Genomic DNA, 17840 nt, shown 5'->3' on the forward strand with positions numbered 1-17840 from the left:
CTACCCCGACCGCATCGAACCCCACCTCACCTAACCCAACAGCAACCACAGGAAAATCAGGAGTCACGTTCTTACACAGACATCTTGACAAGCTCCCTTTCGATCGATGTGGTCAGCTACCGCAAGCACTGTAAGCACGCCCGAACAACAAATTCAACGTGTGCAGTCACACGATCAGTAGTGAACTCTGTTGTCGCAGAACAGCACTGACACCAACTACCCACCACACTGACAGCTACTGCACAGCAACCACACAGCAACCCGGCCCTAAACCCGCCGATGTTCCGCTCGGGCGTAAAGCCCTGCCAGATTGGGAGTGGCGCTAGTCAAACCACCTGAGCCCCCGGCTACTGGTACCGCGACGGAAAACAGCTACCGGGCGATACGCTGCGTTCAGCGAGGTATCGCGACGTAGCTGCAAGTGGCGCGGGCCACGCCTGATGCAGACGATGCTCGCAGCTGCCGCCCAGCTGCGGGTAGGCGCCTGCTGGTCGTTCTATTGTCGGGTTAGAGCGACGAGTTGCAGTAGCACCATGAGGACGAGGCCAGCGGCGAACGCGATTGCAGTGATTGCGGTTAGGGCGGCCGTCAGGAGCGCGGCCCGGATTGCCTGTGCAGTCATGATTCGTTGTGCGTCAGGCTTTGCGGGCGCGGATGGCCTCGAAGACCGAGGGGTCGACGAGGGTGGAGGTGTCGCCGAGTTCGCGTCCTTCGGCGACGTCCTTGAGCAGGCGGCGCATGATCTTGCCCGAGCGTGTCTTGGGCAGTTCGGGCACGACGTTGATCTCGCGGGGTTTGGCGATCGGCGAGATCTCCACCGACACCTGCTGGCGCAGTTCGGCGATCAGCTGGTCACCGGTGTTCTCCACGCCTTCACGGAGGATGACGAAGGCGACGATGCCCTGACCGGTGGTCTCGTCGGCGGCGCCGATGACCGCGGCTTCGGCGACACCGGAGTGGCCGACGAGGGCGGACTCGACTTCGGCGGTGGAGATGCGGTGGCCGGAGACGTTCATGACGTCGTCGACGCGTCCGAGGACCCAGAGTGCGTGGTCGGCGTCGTAGCGGGCGCCGTCGCCGGCGAAGTACCAGCCCTGCTCGGCGAAGCGTGACCAGTACGTCTCGCGGAAGCGCTCGTCGTCGCCCCAGATGCCGCGCAGCATCGACGGCCACGGCTGGTCGAGCACGAGGTAGCCCGTCACTACCCATCGAGCAAGGACACTCGCGCCATGAACACCCGACCCGTCGACCTCCTCGCCACCTGCTGGACCAGCGCGGGAAACGTCGCACCATTGATGCCCAGCGAAGTCAGCCCGTTCGACATTCTTGACCGCGTTCGCGCTGTCGCCGACACCGGCTGGGCGGGAATCGGTTTCGTGCAAGACGACCTCAGAGTCGTCCGCGACGGCATCGGATTTGAGGCATTGCGCAAAGCGATCGTCGACGCCGGGTTGCGCTACGTGGAGGTTGAGATTCTCGCCAACTGGTGGGAAACGGGCGCCGCACGTGTCGCCTCCGACGAGGTTCGCGACCTGTTGTTCGAGGCCTCCCAACAGCTGCACGCTTCCCACATCAAGATCGGGACCTCATTTAGCGAGTCACTCGACTCGATCGCTCCGTTGATCTCCCCGCTGCGAGACCTCGCCGATCACGCAGCCGAGTATCACACTCGCGTTGCCATCGAACCGATGCCGTTCTCAATGGTGAGCAGCGTGCCGATGGCCGCCGACCTTGTCCGTGCAGTCGATCGGCCGAACTGCGGAATCTTGATCGACAGCTGGCACGTCTTTCGCGCGCACACCCCGCTTGCTGATGTCCGCGCTTCGGTGACCTCTGACATCCTCTTCGGCGTAGAACTCGATGATGCAGCTGATGAGGTGGTCGGAACTCTCTTCGAAGACACCAGTACCCGCAGATTGCTCTGCGGCGAAGGGTCATTCGACCTCCACGGCCTGGTCGAAACTGTGGCCGACATCGGCTGGGAGGGCCCGTGGGGCGTCGAAATCATATCCGACGAATTCAGAGCTCTCGACCTCACCACCGCGCTCGAGCGTGCACATTCCACCGCTGATGCGGTGATCTCCAAAGCACTGAACTGACCACGTGCATCCGGTGTGAAGTACTGGACCAGTGGTCGTCTCTCCACTCGTCAATGGAGGGCAAGACGGACGATCGCCCCGCCTGCCTGCGGCCTCGGCAGTCGGGGCGATCTCGTTGACGGCGGTGATGAAGCGCTGCAGCTCGGGATCGCTTTCGGCTTGGGCGAACTCGTGGGAGTAGCGCATCAATTTGTTGGCCCGAAAGGATTGCAGAGTCGGACGGATCACGCGCAGCACGAACAGCGCTTCGAGGCCCTGCGCGAACTCGGCGCGGGCAGTCGTTGTGCTTGTGGGGGAGGCATCGCCGGCGGGCAACAATCGAGAGTTGAGGTCGCATGCGTCCCAACGTTGCTGCCACGTATCGCCGGAATATTTGCCCAGGTAGTCGCCGATCTTGTCCAGGCCGCGGTTGCGGCTGCGCCGCCGTTTGACGGGTTCAGCCCACACCTTGCTAGCGAGGGCAACGATCGTCGACATGGGGGTCGCTGACAGGTCGCCGTAGCGGTGCACTGCCCGCGGCACAGCAGGTTGAGCAATGATCGTGGGTCTGGTGTAGCGGGTTGGAGGCGCTGCGTCGCCGGGCTGGCGGGGTATCCGGGCCCGTTCGCTGCCTCTATTCACCGAACACCCGTCGCGATGTCGTCGGCGTCGTAACCGGCGCTGAAGGTGACACCCTAACCACCACGCGTACGGCGGCATGGACCTCGTCGCATCCTCGTGCAGCAGCTCAACCAGTGCGTCGATGTCGTGGGACTCGAATGCCCGCACGTAACGGTCCAGCAGGTCGTGGGAGCCCTGATCGACTTCGGCGAGATCAACCGTGTCAGAACCTTTGGGGCTCGCCGACAGCTATCGCCGCGCAGAGGCAACGCGGGTGACCAACACGACGGTCGAAGCTGTTCCGTCTTGAGTACTGGCCGCTCGCTGCACGGTGACTGACTAGGCTGTGGGCCATGGGCCTCCTCCTCAACCCCGCCACCAACGACTACTCCCAGTTCGACGCCGAGACGCGCCGCCTACTCCGCGCGACCATCGACTTCTTCGAGTCCTACGGCAAGCAGCAGCTGCTGCAAGCCGATCTGCATGCCGAGTGGGTGACCGACTTCCTCGAGTTCGAGAAGAAGGAGAAGCTCTTCGCGACCTTCCTCACCCCGTCGGCCTACGCCGACGGGGACGAGAATCGACGCTGGGACGCCGCCCGCAATGCCGCACTCAGCGAGATCTTCGGCTTCTACGGACTCGCTTACTGGTACGCCGAGCAGGTGACCATCCTCGGCCTCGGGCCGATCTGGATGTCGAGCAACGGAGTAGCGAAAACCACAGCGGCACAACGACTCCTCGACGGCGAGGTGATGGCATTCGGGTTGTCGGAACGGACACACGGAGCAGATGTCTACAGCACGGACATGATCCTGACCGGCGACGGCGCAGGTGGTTTCACCGCGTCGGGTACCAAGTACTACATCGGCAACGGCAACGTCGCGGGCATGGTCTCGGTGTTCGGACGCCGCGCCGACATCGAGGGACCCGAGGGCTACGTCTTCTTCGCCGTCGACAGCCGGCACCCGAACTACCGGCTCATCGACAACGTGGTGCACGGGCAGATGTTCGTCTCGACGTTTGCGCTGGAGAACTACCCCGTCGGCGCCGACGACATCCTGCACACCGGTCCCGAGGCCTTTGCCGCAGCACTCAACACGGTCAACGTGGGTAAGTTCAACCTCTGCCACGGCTCGATCGGCATGTGCACGCATTCGCTCTTCGAGGCGATCACCCACGCCAACAACCGAATCCTCTACGGCAATCCGGTCACCGACTTCTCACACGTGCGCGGCAACTTTGTCGATGCGTACGCGCGCCTGGCGGCGATGAAGCTCTTCAGCGATCGCGCCGTCGACTACTTCCGATCGGCAAGCCTCGAGGACCGTCGTTACCTGCTGTTCAATCCGGTCACGAAATCGAAGGTGACGTCGGAAGGGGAGACGGTGATGACGCTGCTGCTCGACGTCATCGCGGCCAAGGGATACGAGAAGAACACCTACTTCCATCAGGCCAACCGGTTCATCGGCTGGTTGCCGCGACTGGAGGGCACTGTCTACGTCAACGTCGGCCAGATCCTGAAGTTCATGCCCAATTACCTCTTCGGGCCGGTCGAGTATCCCGAGATCGGTACCCGACTCGACGCCACCGACGACGCGTTCTTCTTCGCGCAGGGACCGGTCGGGGGCGCGGGTAAAGTGCGGTTCGGCGATTGGACCACCCCGTACACGGCACGCACCGACGTGCCCAACGTCGCAGTGTTCTACGAGCAGGCCAAGGCACTGCAGACGCTGTTGGAGACCGCCGCACCGAGCGCCGCGCAGCAGAAGGATCTCGACTTCGTCCTCACCATCGGGCACCTGTTCACGCTCATCGTCTACGGGCAGTTGATCCTCGAGCAGGCCGCGATCACCGGAGTCGACGTCGACCTACTCAACCGGATCTTCGACGTCCAGATCCGCGATTTCTCCGGCTACGCCGTGGCGCTCTACGGCAAGCCGACAGCCACTCCCGAGCAACAGGAATGGGCGCTGGGCGCCATCCGGCGACCCGTCGTCGATGCCGGCTCGGTCGACCGGGTCTGGCAGCAGGTCAAAGCTCTCGACGGCGCGTACGAAATGCCTGACTGACGGACGGTTGTGCGCGTGCTGCGCAGAACATTCACGCGATCCGGGAGCTAGTAACCCCGAGCCTCGGCACATTCACGAACACAATCACCCTGTTCTGCACTTTTGTCTCTCCGTCACAAATCGCGAACGCGGTCTCATGCGCTGAGCCCATGGGTACCCGCGCCGACGTCTCGTAGCTTTCTGTGGTGCACAACACAAACCTGACCGATCGTCGGGTGTGCTCACATTTCATCGCCAGCAGACACCAATGAGGAGATTCACTGATGAGCAACCTTCTGCAGGACAAGGTCGCGATCGTCACCGGCGCCGGCGCCGGTCTCGGCGCCGCGATCGCCCGACGCTTCGGGGCGGAGGGAGCCAAGGTCGTCGTCTCTGACATCAACCTCAAAGCTGCCGAACAGGTCGCAGCGACGATCGACGGCGCCCTGGCCATCGAAGCCGACGTGACCGATGAAGCCCAGGTCGAGGCACTTGTTGCGCAGACTCGCGAACACCATGGCGCCGTACACATTGCCGTCCCCAACGCCGGAGTCGGCACCGTCCAACCGATCGCGGAGATGTCCTACGCAGACTGGCGCCGCACCACGTCGGTCAACCTCGACGGTGTCTTCCTCACCATTCGCCACGCAGCGCCGGCCATCGTGTCATCCGGCGGCGGCGCGATCGTCACCATCAGCTCGATCACCTCCACCGCCGGATCGGCACTGCTGGCTCCGTACGCAGCCGCCAAAGCCGCGGTACGCAATCTCACCGAGACGGCCGCCGCGGAGTTTCGCCCGTACGGCGTCCGCGTCAACGCAGTCCTCCCGGGCTTCATCGACACCGAACTCGTGACCACAGCGGCACCGAAGTTCGAGGCGGCTCTCGGACTGCCGGCCGGCGGATTCGATGCCCTCATCGAACAGAAGCAAGGCCGGTACGGGACGCCCGAAGAAGTAGCGGCCGCCGTCACCTTCTTCGCCTCGGGTGAATCCTCGTGGTGCACCGGCAGCAGCCTTGTGCTCGACGGCGGACTCGTGAGCTCGCTGATCTGAGACGTGTTCGCTACATCCGCGCGAACCGCGCCATGACAAAGCAATACACACCGTAGGCAGCCAGGCCGAGCGCGGACAGCACAAGCAGGAACTGCCCGGCAGGCCAACCCGCGACGGTCTTCACCGCGCCGTCGATGCCTGTTGCCTTCGACGGGTCGGCCTTCACCGCCGCCACGATCACCAGGATTCCGGCACCCCCCAGTACGAGGCCCTTCGCCACGTAGCCGATGGTCCCGGTGATCGTGACGGCGCTGTTGTCGTCGATCTTGAGGTCATCAAGGAACTTCTGCGTGGCCCCCTTGTAGACGTGGTAGCCGCCGACCGCGGTGATCACGATGCCGGCGACGACGAGCACTGCCTTACCCAGCGTGGACTCCATCAGTTGTGCACTCAGGCCGGCGTTCTGCTGACCACTGGACTTGCCCTGACCCAATGCGAATTGTGCTGCGGACCAAGCGAACCCGAGGTAGACCACGACGAGCGCCCCGGCCTTTGTCCGGTCCATCCACCCGTCGTCGTCATCAGGGCGAGGGTCGGCAGGATGCGGTCCCACGGTCACCTCAGCCCCGCGCCAGAGCGCCATCGCGACAAAGGCGATCACTGCGAGCCACAAGACGAGTCGTCCACCGGCCGACGACGCGAACATCGCCAGCGCACCAGACTGATCCGCATTGCCGGCATCACCGAAGGCGAGGCGCAGCACAATGTAGGCGATCAGCAGATGCAGCAGCCCACTGACGATGTGACCGCCTCGGGCGAAGCGCTCGAACCAGTCGCTGTTGGTTGCCTGCCGCACGGCGTCGACCGGCTTGCTGTCCGTCATCTATTGCTCCAATGGATAGGGTCTCTAAGCCGTACCACAGAGGATGAACGAGCAGGGGAGAGTGGCGAACAGGTGGCTATTCGACCGGATCCGGTTCCGCGACCTCGATGGCGTCGCGACGCATTCGCCGGACAGCGGCGACAGACTTGACCACTGCCGCGAGCACGGGAGCTCCCAGAACCATGCCGAGCAGACCTGCGATGGTGCCACCGATCATCGTCGCCAGCAGCACCGCCATCGGATGCAGCTGCAGCGACGACCCCAGCGCCCACGAACTGACTGCACTCTGGATGGTGCCGTTGGAGACGACGAAGGTGATCCCCATGATCGCCGCTGCCCAGGGACCACCGGAGCCGAGCGCGATCAGCACCACGAAAGCCCCGGTGATCCACGCCCCGACGAAGGGGATGAAGGACAGGAAAAAGTAGAGCACGAAGATCGGGATTGCCAGTGGCACACCGAGAATCAGTAGCGGAATCATGAAGATCGGCGCGGTAAGCAGAGCCGTGATCGCCGTGCCCTTGAAGTAGCCGCGAACCGATTGACGGGACAGCCCGATCACCTCGTCGACTTCAGCGATACCGAATCCGGTGATGCGGGAAATCCACGCCGGGAAACGACCCGCGTCGCGCAGGGCGAAGAACAGGAAGAAGAGTGCGAAGAACACTCCGATGACAAGCGTGATGGCGCCGTAGAACGTCCTGCCGACCGCTCCGATCGCACCCTGACCCAGTCGGGCCGCGTGACCCTCCACGGCGGCGCGCCCCTGGTCGAGCCACCGGGGGTCGAGGTCGAGTCGGTCCAGCCAGGACACAAAGGACTGCCAGCCCAGGAGAGACTGCCGGTAGATGTCCGACCACTGCTGCACCACACCCCACACCACGATCGCCACCGTGCCGGCCCCGACCAAGACCGCCAAGAGCAGCGCGAAGGCGATAGCCAGCGTTCGTGGGACACCGACCTCAATCAGCCTGACCACCAACGGTTCGAGCACCATGGCCACGATGACCGCGACGACGAGCGGAACAAGTATCCCGCTCACCGCGCTGAGTGCGGCCGCGGCGACCACCACCAGCGCGATGATGCCCAACAATGACCAACTCACCAGGCTGGCCCGCCGAAGGGCAGTCAGCGAATGAGGATTCTGGTTGCTCACGCCTCTACGATCCCGTCACCAGGCGACACCGTGGTGTGCGGTGCCAGAACTTTCACGTCATCGAGAAGGGTACGGCACCGGAGGGCGCGCGGGGGTCGGGCCGAGCCGACGTGGAAGCCGGCGCCGAGAGCACATCGGTAGTGGTGCGAGTGAGTCCTGAGTCAGGGGATCTCGATGGTCTGAGCGCGGCGAATCTCCTCCACGGCGCGCACCAGATACGGGCCGTGATCGACCTCGGCATCCGCGGCCAAGTCTGCGGCGACCAGGATGGCCGCGCCGACAATCTTTGCGAGGGGAATCAATCGTGCGCCAGCACCATCGGCGTCCGGAGATTCACCGACACCCAATGCACCGAGGAGTAACGCAGCGACGGCGTCTGGGTCCATTTGTGCATCCCACCTTGATGCAGCGTCGACGATGCGGGTGAGAACATCGGAGACATCGTCGCCGCTCACACCGTCCTGGTAGGACGTCTCGAGGAGCTCGCGAACGAGGTGGGCATGCATCGCGCGGGCAGCCTCGCCGTGCTTCTCGAGTTGCGCGACACAGTCGTCGAAATCCTCGGAACTGTGCCTGCGCGCCGCCCTGATGCCGCGGTCGGTTGCCGTGGCGATCTCTCGAGCCATCAGCGACCAGTCCGCCGGAAATGCATGGTCTTTCACCACGGGGAGGACTCCTGTCTCGTCGAAGTCCCGAGCGTACCCGGGGCGACGGACAGTCCTACATCGCGCGCTTGGCCTTCTCCAACGCGGCAAGCGTGCGCAAGACCGAGTCCCGCTTCGCAGTCAGGTCCGATACCTTGGCCTTACCGCTGAGACCGCGATCTTCGAGCGCGACCCCGAGGCGATTCTCGATCTCATCGAGCTGCGCCAACAGTGCCTCGGCACGGCTCGCGAGTTCGGTGACGTCGGGCCGGGATACGCCCGGTCGGGTCGCGACCGAACCGGCTTTCCGCACCTTGCTGGTTGCCGCGCCGTTCGTTTCCTTGCGGGCGGGCGCAGCTGTGGTGCCGGCGGCACGCCGGACGGAGCGAGATGTACTCGTCTTGGGAGGGTGAGTCCGGGTCCGCGTCAGCTCCGCCCATGCCTCACGAAATGCGGCCCGATGCTCGCGTTCTTCGTCGTCCTCGGACTCCAAGGACCCACCCAGGGGGCGCAGGCCATAGAAGCGGATGAACGCGCGGGCCTCGGCGACGGTCTGTTCCGCGGTGCGGCACCGCCCGCACCGAGGCTCATTGCGAAAGTCGGCAACGTCCTCGGAGGACGAGCACCACACACATCGGGACGCAGTGACGTCGGTCATGGGAGCACCAGCGGCGAGAACAGACACGAGTAAACAGACTACGCCACAACGTCTTTCACTTCTAATCGGGGGCGACGTCACACATGCCGCGAGTTCGCCCCTGCGTGGCCTGCAGCATCGGGGACGTCACCGGGGGACCACCCGATGCTGTCGTGCATTGGTCTGCTCGACCACCCCGATCGCCTGTCTCAGAACTGTGCTGAACTGCGTCATCCCGGCGGCTCGCGCGGTTGCGGTGCTGCCGGTGGTCGTCAGGGTGCGGGCCGCGACGTCGGCGGCCTGGGTGCCGCCGACCATCAGCATCTCCGGCGCCTGGAACAGGATCGCCGAGCCGCGGTCGATGGTGTCGAGCGCGCCGGCCTGCGCGGGAGTGTGTGGCACCGCGATATCCGGCGGGTCGGCGACGATCGGGGCGTGGAGTGCGTCGACGATGTCGGCACGCATCGTGTCGACGGATCGGGCGCCGAGCGCCGGGGTGGCACCCGACTGCGCGGAGTCGGCGACGTCGAGTGCCCCGACCACGGCCACCTCGAGGGCGTTCTGGGCTCGCGGCAGAACCAGGTGGAGGTCGTCGTCGATGATGCCCGTCATCGCCGAGTTCGCCGGCCTCGTCACCGACCGCGCCGCCACTCCCGTTGAACGCTCGAACGTTTCGCCGCATGACCGTGCTGCCGTGTAGATGCCCGGCGCCTGAACAAGAGCGATCGGCACCTGGATCACACCGTCGACGATGTGCGGGCAGATCAACGAGCAGTAGGTGAACTGGTTGGCGACGAACGCCGACACGATGGCTCCGGGCGGCGGCGCGGGCCGTCGAAGGTCCGGACCGGTCACCAGGGCCGACGACCCCGCGGGCGTCGTGACCACCACACCCGAGTCGGGACGGGCCAGATCCACCGATACCCCAGAAGCGGGAGCAGCGACGCCGGCCCCGGCCACCACCCCGAGCACGACGGCTCCCGCCGCGCAGGTCACATGAAACCACTGCATTGGGCACGCTCCGGGGCTCGACAACCGATGATCGAACCCATCGTCCGGCGGCACGCCTGAAGAATCGCTGAAAGTCTCGACGCCAGTTGGACTGTGCGTGCTTCTCCGCGCCCGATGCGACGGGAGTGACTCGCGGAACAATCAGCAGGTCCGTTGCGCGCTCGACAAGCGACGCACAGTGAGTAGACTCAAAAATGAGCGCAGTCAGTATTTGGTTGGCGCATCGGCGTCGCCGATGTCCCGCGGGCGACCAGAATTCCTGCGCGACAAGCTGATCGGCGGTTTCAACAACACCGAGATCGGCTAACGGCCGACCGACAATCACATTCTTCAGTCATCACAAGATAGGAGATAGTCAATGATCGACATCAAGAACGTCACCGTGCTGGGCACAGGGGTGTTGGGCTCGCAGATCGCCTTCCAGGCTGCCTACGCCGGATTCGCCGTCACCGCGTGGGATATCAACGACGATGCGCTGGCCGCCGCCCGGAAACGATTCGACGAACTCGTACCGATCTATGAGTCGAGGGTGGACGGTGCCAAGGACAACGATCGGGCCGCGACGGCAGGCACATCGATCACCCTTGCCACCGACCTGGCCGCGGCGGTCGCCGACGCCGACCTCGTGATCGAGGCGGTACCGGAGAACCTCGACATCAAACGGGACACGTGGAAGAAGGTCGGCGACGCGGCACCGGCGAAGACGATCTTCGCCACCAACTCCTCCACGTTGCTCCCGAGTTCCATCGCCGACTCGTCAGGCCGGCCGCCGAAGTTCTTGGCGCTGCACTTCGCCAACAACATCTGGGTTGAGAACACCGCGGAGGTCATGGGTACCGCGCAGACCGACCCGGCCGTGTTCGCGACGGTGGTGGAGTACGCGAAGGCGATGGGCATGGTGCCCATCGAGTTGAAGAAGGAGAAGGCGGGTTATGTCCTCAACTCGCTGCTGGTCCCGTTGCTCGACGCCGCCGCGGAACTGCTCGTCGGCGGATACGCCGACATCGAGACCGTGGACAAGACCTGGCGAATCGGTACCGGCGCGCCACTCGGACCGTTCCAGATCTTCGACATCGTGGGCCTGAAGACCGCGTACAACATCGCGGCGGCATCCGACGATCCCGCCCAGAAGGAGTTTGCCGACTACCTCCAGACGAACTACATCGACAAGGGCAAGCTCGGCACCTCCACCGGCGAGGGCTTCTACAAGCACTCCTGACGCCCGGATTCACGACGACGCTGGGGCGTGCGCGTCGACGGCAAGTGTGACCCTGTCGCCAGCTCTGCTCACTGGTAAGCGATTCCAAACATGCACACCGAGATCGCTTGTCTCGGCGGCGATTACGTTAGGCAGCGAACAGAACTGGAAGCGTTAGCCCGAACAGGGGAAAAGTGCGTCCGGTGGTTGCTGGCGCTACTGCCTCGCCGTAGCGTCTCGTGTGGTTAGACAGACCAAACACAGGAGGTTGCAGTGCGTCGAGTGTCAGGTAGCGTTTTTGCGCTGATCGCAGCCTTAACGCTGTGCATCACCGGAGGCGTTGTCGGAGCGGGCAATTCCGTAGCCTCACCCGAAGCGACACAGGTGAGCATGAACCCCGGATTTTTCGCGACGACCTGGGGTGGACACAACCGCTCTCTCGTCCTTCGTCCTGATCACACCGGCACGTATGCCACTGTGGCCGGCTATCGGGATGGTGAGTTCTGGGACGCGGTTTGGGGAGACTGGGATGACACCGTATACGTCGTGCTGACGAATCAGACCAAGAAGCTGGGAAACCGCGACCGCGGACTGAATCCAGGAACTGTGCTGACTTTCCAGCTCACACGAAAGTTCGGGAAGCCAGTACTTCTGAGTGGCGGTACGCCGTGGTGCTCCCAGAAATACGGATGGGTCAACGTCTGCTAACAGTGAGCTGACCTGCTCGATCGGATGTCAAGGTTCCGCTCCCAACTGCATGGGCGCACATCGGGCAATGACCGCCGAGACAATCAGCGGCGCATGATCTTGGCCAGCTTCTTGCTCTCCGTCCACCGTTGTTCGATTGGTCGCCTGGCCCCGGTTTCGATGAGGGAAGGGTAGGACGTCAAGTCGGTGAACTGCAACCGCCCCGACTGGAACCCGATCATCGCGCTGGCCCTCCCGCCGGATTCCAGCTGCTCCGAGAGGAACTCGATGGATCGCGCGGTCAGGCTCGTGGCGTGAATACGATCAAAGGGCGAGGGGTCGCCACCTTCCTGGACGTGTCCGAGGACCGCTTGTCGGGCGTCGAACAGATCGCCGCCCTCCTTCTCGAAGAGCGACGTGACGAACCAGGTGTTGTAGACCGGGTCGGCACCCTCGCTACGGATGATCAGTCCCAGACGCGTGCCGGATCTGAATCCCTCAGCAACCGACTGTATGTCGGCGGTGAGATCGTCGAGAGTGATGCCATCCTCGGGCATATAGATGTGTTGCGCGCCGGAAGCGATCCCGGACACGAGAGCGAGGTAGCCGCAATCGCGCCCCATCACTTCGACGACCGCGACTCGTCGCGTGGCGACCGCGGCTTGTCGGATCTTGTCGATGTCCGACACGATGCTGTTCAAAGCGGTGTCACTGCCGATGCTGAGTTCGGTCCCCGGGACGTCGTTGGTGATCGCCATCGGCAGGCAGACGATCGGGATGTCGAGTGCCGCATACTGCTGCCGGTGTCGATGCAACTCGTACGCGGCCTGGTAGCCTGACCAGCCGCCCGCCATCAGAAGGCCGTCGATGCGGTGAGCGGCGATCTGCTCGGCGATCTCCGCGATCCCGGCGTCAGTGGGAACGTAGCGATTGGTACCGAGTTCGGCGCCGCCGTCGGCCACCCAGCCGCTGACGTCCATCCAGCCCATTTCCTGGACGTGGCCGCGCCGCAGCCCACGGAATCCGTTCTTCACCGCCAACACGGTGTAGCCACGGTCGAGGCCCAGCCGCACCGCCGCACGCACCGCCGTGTTCATCCCGGGTGCCAGACCACCGGCGTGCAGGATCGCGAGGCGGAAACGCCGTCTGCCCAGTCGCGTCGGGCGGGGTTCGGCCTGTTGCACCGTCTGCAGGATCCGGTATGACTCACGAAAACTTCCGCCGCGCAACAGCATCGCGCCGTCGTAGTCTTTGGCCTTGATGCGTTCGGCAACGGCACGGGTCTGCTCCACACACTCCATCAGGGGAGCAGCGACCACCCTGTTGCCCCGTAGACCGATCAACTGAGCCGGCGTCTGCGGGTCATCGTTGAGCAGACGCTCGACGGCGGCGTATCCCAACCGGGTCGCCAGATAGCGGTCGAACGCACTCGGCGCACCGCCGCGTTGTACGTGTCCCAGGGTCGTGATGCGGGTGTCCTCTCCGAGCTCGTCTTCAAGGAGGTTCTTGACTTGCTCGGCGGTGATGGGGTCGCCGTTGCGGTCCTGGGCACCCTCGGCGACAACGACCACCGATTGGCGACGCCCGATGAGCCGGCCCTCGCGAATGTCGCGACACATCCGGTCTGCCCATCCGTCGGCCGGCGGCTGCTCGGGAATGAGTACCCAGTTGGCCGCGGTTGCGAGCGAAGCCATCAGTGCCAGGTAGCCGCAGTTCCGCCCCATCACCTCGACGACAAACGAACGCTGATGGCTTGAAGCGGTACTGCGCAACGCGTCCATTGCCTCGACGATTCGGTGCAGTGCCGTGTCCGCGCCGATCGTCATGTCGGTGCCGGACATGTCGTTGTCGATCGATCCGACGAGGCCGACCAGCCGAAGGTGGGGATGCGCCGCGGCGAGATCCTCGGCGATCTCGCCGGAGTCGACCAACTCGGACAACAACTCCGGCCAATCCGCACGAAACTCGTTCGCTCCGCTGAGACTGCCGTCGCCGCCGATGACGACCAGCGCGTCGATTCCCCGCTCGATCATGTTCCGGGCCGCCGCGCGCAGCCCCTCACGGGTGCGGAAAGCTTTCGAGCGCGCTGTTCCTATCGCGGTACCACCCCTGGCGAGGATGCCGTCGGTATCGGCGATGTCCATCCGCTTGATCAGGTCACCGCCCTCGACCAGGCCTTGGTAACCCTCATGGATCGCGTATGCGTCGATCCCGTGATAGAGCGCGGTAAGTATGACTGCCCGGACCGCCGGGTTCATTCCCGAGGCATCACCGCCACTGGTCAAGACGCCGATGCTGGAGGGTGACGACGCTTGGCGCGAGGAGGCGAAGTCCTCCCGGCCGGAGTCGTGTGTCGTGCTCATCGAGTACCCGTTCGCTCGTTGTTCCGTGCCAGGAACGTTGCCGGTAGTACTTCCGACTACGAGCATCACCGTCCGGCGCCGCTCTCGCAACCGATTCGCATTCCCGCCCCGCGATGAGACTCGACATCAGAAACTCATAATCATCGACAGTGGGTGGCTGCCGGCGGCGGTGAACGCACAAGGGGAGTGGCGGAGTGGCAAACGGCAACGCCGCTGACCTGGGGCTCGCCGTCTCAAGTGAAATCCCAGGGTCCCACATCTCGTCAGAATCGGTGGCGAATGTTGTGCAGCGCGTCTACGGAATGATCACAGGCGCCGAACCGTCACCGAGGCGCAGGACGGTGAAGTGTCGATGATCGAGTGTGGCGACCGTCTTGGTGCGATACGCATCGGCCAGGACGATGTTGGATGCGTCGGCAACACCGACGGGTACATCGGAATACTGCCGAACGATCGCCGAGGCTGCCGACAACCGCTCGCGCGACATAGCGGCGAGTTCCCAAGCGCCCGATGTCAATTCATCGAGCACGATGCGCTCGATGCGCGAGCCATGGCGAGTCAGCACAAGATAGTCGAGCTCAGCCACGATGTACGGCGACACGACCAAGGGTTCATCGGATGTATCGATCACCGCCGAGACAGCTTCATGCTGCGGTTCAGAAGCGTCGAAGTAGGCCAGCAGCGCACTCGTGTCAACGATCACTCGCCGAAACCCTCGAGCAGCTCGTCGACTCGCTCGGCAATGGGTTCGTTGCCCGAAAACAACGCGCCCCGAGGCCGAGGCATGTCACCGCTCAAAGCTTTTCGCAATGCTTGCCGCACGATCTCGGCCTCCGGAAGTGATCGTCGGCGCGCTTCGAGTTCGATAGCCCGCTTCAAGTCATCCGGGAGGTACAACGTCGTCTTCGCCATGCCACATATGGTACCACCGGTGGTGCGCGGCAAAGTGGGCGGAAGATCGACCACACGGAACCATGGGCCGCACTGCGTCAGCCAAGCGGGTTGCAATTGCTGATGGCACCGCACTCCTGACATGAGGGGCAGTTCAGACAGACACACTTCTTTGGGGACGATCATGCATTTTTGTCACAGTGACGTAATGGGAGTGCCGCGCTCGCTGCAAGGTCGAAAGACAGGCGAGGCCCAGTAGTGATCCGCAAACATCAAGGTGTGCAACGGCTCTGAGTGCCCAGCACTACCTCGGCGCCGCCCGGCGAGCACTGGGGCTCACCGCAGATGTTGTCAAACGACGACAGAACAGCCTGCAAATCCGCCAACTCGATGAAATTTCGCCAATCTGGGTGATCATCGACACGAGTCCTCTCATCTGTTTGAACTCGTCCTCGTTTAGCGCCGATAAGATACATTATGTCAAGTAAACCGCTGCATATTCCATCAGATGAATCACAGCCAGACCGCCGACGGTCCCCACGACCACTCCATCAAACCGGCTCTTCCTGAATGACGGTGCGTAGAACAGGTTCTTGCGACCACAAGATGTGGGGTGAGCAAGATCGCGGGGTATGGGCGGTGAGCCTGTAGATGTAGGCGGGTCCTGTGGTGTGAGGATGAAAGTTCCTACACAATCACTCACACACCAACAGGACCCACGTTGCAGCGTAGCGCTATTGCCGACACGATTTGCCGCACCATCGAGCTCGGGGTGACGATCACCGACGCTCGATGAGCCGGCTCCTGATCGGCGCAACCGCCACCGAGTGTCCCGCCCTCGACAACGCTCGCTACGGCCTCTGCCTCGTGCCATTCCGTGCTATCATGTAGCACATGAGCGTGCCGCGCGAAGTAAGCCAACGCGACCTCCGCATGCGTTCCAAAGAGATCATGGACGCGGTGGAGTCCGGTGATTCCTTTACGGTGACCCGCGACGGCCGTGGGATAGGGGAACTCGTCCCCCTACGTCGACGACGCAGCTTTGTTTCCCGCACAGAGTTCGCCCGCGGCTCGGTCTCGGCTCCATTGATTGATGTGGAGAAGTTCCGGTCTGATCAGGACCGCGTATACGACGGAACGTTGAGCGACCCGTATGCCTGACGAGATACGGCGGGGGCTACTCGACACCAACATCTTGATTCTTCGCCACGCAATCGAGCCTGCGGAACTGCCGGACGAGATGGCAATTAGTGCGATCACCCTGGCTGAGCTCTCCGCAGGCGTACACCTGGTAACTGGCGACGACCCACAGGCCTCCGACGAACGCGCACGCCGCGCCGATGTTCTCCAGCGCGTCGAGAACGAGTTCGACCCTCTACCGTTCGGCGCTGATGCTGCTCGCGCATTCGGCCGCATCAGCGCCGCGGTCCAATCTCGCGGAAGAACGCCGCGGAGACGAGTGGCGGACCTCATGATCGCATCTGTTTCGACCGCAGCCAGGCTCCCCCTCTACACCACCAACCCCAACGACTTCGAAGGCTTGGACGGCATTGTTCGCGTCATACCCGTGAGTCGCCCCTGAGCTGAGAGCTGACCTCAGCTCGAGTCTCTCATCGACAGGGTCCAGACAATATGCAGCAACCGAATATGCAGGGTTACCGGTAATCCAGTGCATACCACTCCGCGGTACAACGAGATTCAAGTTTGTCGGATGATGACAAGAAGCTAGTTGAGACGCCGCCGTCCTACTGAGACTCGCTGCCAGATGGTAGAGAGCAAAACAGTGCGAACTATAGTTCGAGAACCACGCGGAGCGCGGCGTCGACACGCCGCAACTCTTCATGGGTCAGGTAACCCACGCTATCTCCGAGTCGCTGCGGGTCGACAGCCGCAACTTGCTCAGCCAGGACCCGCGTTGTACGACCCGCGACCTCTACTTCAGGCCTAAATGTCGCCGCACGCGCCGACGCTGAAGTCGGCGCGACCAGCCAGGTCGAAAGCGGCAACTGGTCGGATTGCGCTACTACCGCATAACGGGCACCCGACTGTTCGTGGCCTCGGACATCTTTCGGAGCGCGAAGTCGATACACCTCACCTCGCACGTAACGCCTCCATGTCCCGAAGTACCTGTGCGGCCTCAGCTCGATCGGCCGGGTCGCCGGCCAGCGCTTCCGCTTCCTCGCGGAGCGACCTGGCGGCCTTGTGTCTAGCTGCGTCAATGATCGCTGCACGGACCGCGGCAGATACGGGTGTGCCGTCCTCCGTGAGGATCGACAGCGCTCGAGAAGTGTCTTCGTCGGGCCGGAACGTGATGGTGTCAGCCATCGTCCCATCGTAGTACAAATCGTAAGACGGGATGCGGGCTCTTTGAACCTGACGATTACGCGGAGTCGGATATGCAGCACGACCGGTACTCCTCGGCGTTATCGGGCTCTTCCTGAATCAGAGTGCATCGAGGTGTTGTGCCAGGCCGCCGGAGTGGATGAGTGACCGCAAGATGTAGTGGCCGAGGTTGCGGAAGCCGAGCGCGATCCCGCGTAAGTGTTCCAGGCGACCGTTGATGGCTTCCACGGGCCCGTTGGAGGCGCCGGTGTCGAAGTAGGCCAGGATCTCCGCACGCCGGGCCCA

17 protein-coding genes and 1 pseudogene are annotated in these 17840 nt (G+C 63.4%); 6 read left to right on the top strand and 12 right to left on the bottom strand.

The window, feature by feature from the left end; translation table 11 throughout:
* Positions 1–635: 635 nt before the first annotated feature.
* Positions 636–1196, bottom strand: a pseudogene (locus ACZ4TW_RS23190) (AMP-binding enzyme); the annotation flags it as partial.
* Between the two features lie 33 nt (positions 1197–1229).
* Between ACZ4TW_RS23190 and ACZ4TW_RS23195 the strand changes: the two are divergent.
* The 3 genes from ACZ4TW_RS23195 to ACZ4TW_RS23205 all read left to right on the top strand — a co-directional run bounded on the left by ACZ4TW_RS23195 (position 1230) and on the right by ACZ4TW_RS23205 (position 5802).
* Positions 1230–2099, top strand: coding sequence for a sugar phosphate isomerase/epimerase family protein (locus tag ACZ4TW_RS23195; protein WP_465546790.1), 870 nt, complete (start codon positions 1230–1232; stop codon positions 2097–2099).
* Between the two features lie 953 nt (positions 2100–3052).
* Positions 3053–4768 carry an acyl-CoA dehydrogenase family protein gene (locus tag ACZ4TW_RS23200; protein WP_465546792.1) on the top strand — a complete coding sequence of 572 codons (1716 nt, stop codon included), beginning with the start codon at positions 3053–3055 and terminating at the stop codon, positions 4766–4768.
* Between the two features lie 263 nt (positions 4769–5031).
* Positions 5032–5802, top strand: coding sequence for a glucose 1-dehydrogenase (locus tag ACZ4TW_RS23205; RefSeq protein WP_465546794.1), 771 nt, complete (start codon positions 5032–5034; stop codon positions 5800–5802).
* A 10-nt stretch (positions 5803–5812) separates the two neighbouring features.
* On the opposite strand, the gene ACZ4TW_RS23210 is transcribed toward ACZ4TW_RS23205, so the two are convergent.
* The 5 genes from ACZ4TW_RS23210 to ACZ4TW_RS23230 all read right to left on the bottom strand — a co-directional run bounded on the left by ACZ4TW_RS23210 (position 5813) and on the right by ACZ4TW_RS23230 (position 10073).
* Complete coding sequence (locus tag ACZ4TW_RS23210) at positions 5813–6625, bottom strand: DUF1206 domain-containing protein (protein ID WP_465546796.1); 813 nt, start codon at positions 6623–6625, stop codon at positions 5813–5815.
* Between the two features lie 76 nt (positions 6626–6701).
* On the bottom strand, positions 6702–7781 hold the full coding sequence (locus ACZ4TW_RS23215; protein WP_465546798.1) for an AI-2E family transporter: 1080 nt from the start codon (positions 7779–7781) through the stop codon (positions 6702–6704).
* A 161-nt stretch (positions 7782–7942) separates the two neighbouring features.
* On the bottom strand, positions 7943–8446 hold the full coding sequence (locus ACZ4TW_RS23220) for a hypothetical protein (protein WP_465546800.1): 504 nt from the start codon (positions 8444–8446) through the stop codon (positions 7943–7945).
* A gap of 55 nt (positions 8447–8501) precedes the next feature.
* Positions 8502–9083 (bottom strand): hypothetical protein, encoded by a 582-nt coding sequence (locus tag ACZ4TW_RS23225; protein WP_465546802.1) that lies wholly within the window; start codon positions 9081–9083, stop codon positions 8502–8504.
* Between the two features lie 126 nt (positions 9084–9209).
* On the bottom strand, positions 9210–10073 hold the full coding sequence (locus tag ACZ4TW_RS23230; protein WP_465546803.1) for a hypothetical protein: 864 nt from the start codon (positions 10071–10073) through the stop codon (positions 9210–9212).
* 358 nt (positions 10074–10431) lie between these two features.
* Here ACZ4TW_RS23230 and ACZ4TW_RS23235 point away from each other — a divergent pair, with 358 nt between their 5' ends.
* Positions 10432–11292, top strand: a complete 861-nt coding sequence (locus ACZ4TW_RS23235; protein ID WP_465546805.1) for a 3-hydroxyacyl-CoA dehydrogenase — start codon at positions 10432–10434, stop codon at positions 11290–11292.
* A 770-nt stretch (positions 11293–12062) separates the two neighbouring features.
* Here ACZ4TW_RS23235 and ACZ4TW_RS23240 read toward each other — a convergent pair.
* The 3 genes from ACZ4TW_RS23240 to ACZ4TW_RS23250 form a co-directional block, all read right to left on the bottom strand.
* Entirely contained in the window at positions 12063–14321 is a 2259-nt protein-coding gene (locus tag ACZ4TW_RS23240) for a 6-phosphofructokinase (protein ID WP_465546807.1), read from the bottom strand.
* Between the two features lie 295 nt (positions 14322–14616).
* Positions 14617–15024, bottom strand: a complete 408-nt coding sequence (locus tag ACZ4TW_RS23245) for a PIN domain-containing protein (RefSeq protein WP_465546809.1) — start codon at positions 15022–15024, stop codon at positions 14617–14619.
* Positions 15021–15233 (bottom strand): ribbon-helix-helix domain-containing protein, encoded by a 213-nt coding sequence (locus tag ACZ4TW_RS23250; protein ID WP_465546811.1) that lies wholly within the window; start codon positions 15231–15233, stop codon positions 15021–15023. Before ACZ4TW_RS23250 ends, ACZ4TW_RS23245 begins: the two co-directional genes overlap by 4 nt.
* Positions 15234–16106: 873 nt before the next feature.
* Here ACZ4TW_RS23250 and ACZ4TW_RS23255 point away from each other — a divergent pair.
* Positions 16107–16373: a type II toxin-antitoxin system Phd/YefM family antitoxin gene (locus ACZ4TW_RS23255; RefSeq protein WP_465546813.1), complete on the top strand. Its 267-nt coding sequence runs from the start codon at positions 16107–16109 to the stop codon at positions 16371–16373.
* Positions 16366–16794: a PIN domain-containing protein gene (locus tag ACZ4TW_RS23260; protein ID WP_465546815.1), complete on the top strand. Its 429-nt coding sequence runs from the start codon at positions 16366–16368 to the stop codon at positions 16792–16794. Before ACZ4TW_RS23255 ends, ACZ4TW_RS23260 begins: the two co-directional genes overlap by 8 nt.
* Before the next feature lie 208 nt (positions 16795–17002).
* Here ACZ4TW_RS23260 and ACZ4TW_RS23265 read toward each other — a convergent pair whose 3' ends face one another.
* The 3 genes from ACZ4TW_RS23265 to ACZ4TW_RS23275 form a co-directional block, all read right to left on the bottom strand.
* On the bottom strand, positions 17003–17314 hold the full coding sequence (locus ACZ4TW_RS23265; RefSeq protein WP_465546817.1) for a type II toxin-antitoxin system PemK/MazF family toxin: 312 nt from the start codon (positions 17312–17314) through the stop codon (positions 17003–17005).
* Entirely contained in the window at positions 17304–17537 is a 234-nt protein-coding gene (locus tag ACZ4TW_RS23270) for a hypothetical protein (protein ID WP_465546819.1), read from the bottom strand. Before ACZ4TW_RS23270 ends, ACZ4TW_RS23265 begins: the two co-directional genes overlap by 11 nt.
* A gap of 117 nt (positions 17538–17654) precedes the next feature.
* A partial coding sequence (locus ACZ4TW_RS23275; RefSeq protein WP_465546821.1) for a transposase occupies positions 17655–17840 on the bottom strand: 186 nt, incomplete at its 5' end.

Source organism: Agromyces sp. NPDC029043 (genome assembly GCF_055564615.1).

Excerpts from the sequence above, each read along its gene's own strand:
- ACZ4TW_RS23195 (WP_465546790.1), top strand. The coding sequence starts at position 1,230 with ATGAACACCCGACCCGTCGACCTCCTCGCCACCTGCTGGACCAGCGCG.
- ACZ4TW_RS23200 (WP_465546792.1), top strand. The coding sequence starts at position 3,053 with ATGGGCCTCCTCCTCAACCCCGCCACCAACGACTACTCCCAGTTCGAC.
- ACZ4TW_RS23205 (WP_465546794.1), top strand. The coding sequence starts at position 5,032 with ATGAGCAACCTTCTGCAGGACAAGGTCGCGATCGTCACCGGCGCCGGC.
- ACZ4TW_RS23210 (WP_465546796.1), bottom strand. The coding sequence starts at position 6,625 with ATGACGGACAGCAAGCCGGTCGACGCCGTGCGGCAGGCAACCAACAGC.
- ACZ4TW_RS23225 (WP_465546802.1), bottom strand. The coding sequence starts at position 9,083 with ATGACCGACGTCACTGCGTCCCGATGTGTGTGGTGCTCGTCCTCCGAG.
- ACZ4TW_RS23230 (WP_465546803.1), bottom strand. The coding sequence starts at position 10,073 with ATGCAGTGGTTTCATGTGACCTGCGCGGCGGGAGCCGTCGTGCTCGGG.
- ACZ4TW_RS23235 (WP_465546805.1), top strand. The coding sequence starts at position 10,432 with ATGATCGACATCAAGAACGTCACCGTGCTGGGCACAGGGGTGTTGGGC.
- ACZ4TW_RS23240 (WP_465546807.1), bottom strand. The coding sequence starts at position 14,321 with ATGAGCACGACACACGACTCCGGCCGGGAGGACTTCGCCTCCTCGCGC.
- ACZ4TW_RS23250 (WP_465546811.1), bottom strand. The coding sequence starts at position 15,233 with ATGGCGAAGACGACGTTGTACCTCCCGGATGACTTGAAGCGGGCTATC.
- ACZ4TW_RS23255 (WP_465546813.1), top strand. The coding sequence starts at position 16,107 with ATGAGCGTGCCGCGCGAAGTAAGCCAACGCGACCTCCGCATGCGTTCC.
- ACZ4TW_RS23260 (WP_465546815.1), top strand. The coding sequence starts at position 16,366 with ATGCCTGACGAGATACGGCGGGGGCTACTCGACACCAACATCTTGATT.
- ACZ4TW_RS23270 (WP_465546819.1), bottom strand. The coding sequence starts at position 17,537 with ATGGCTGACACCATCACGTTCCGGCCCGACGAAGACACTTCTCGAGCG.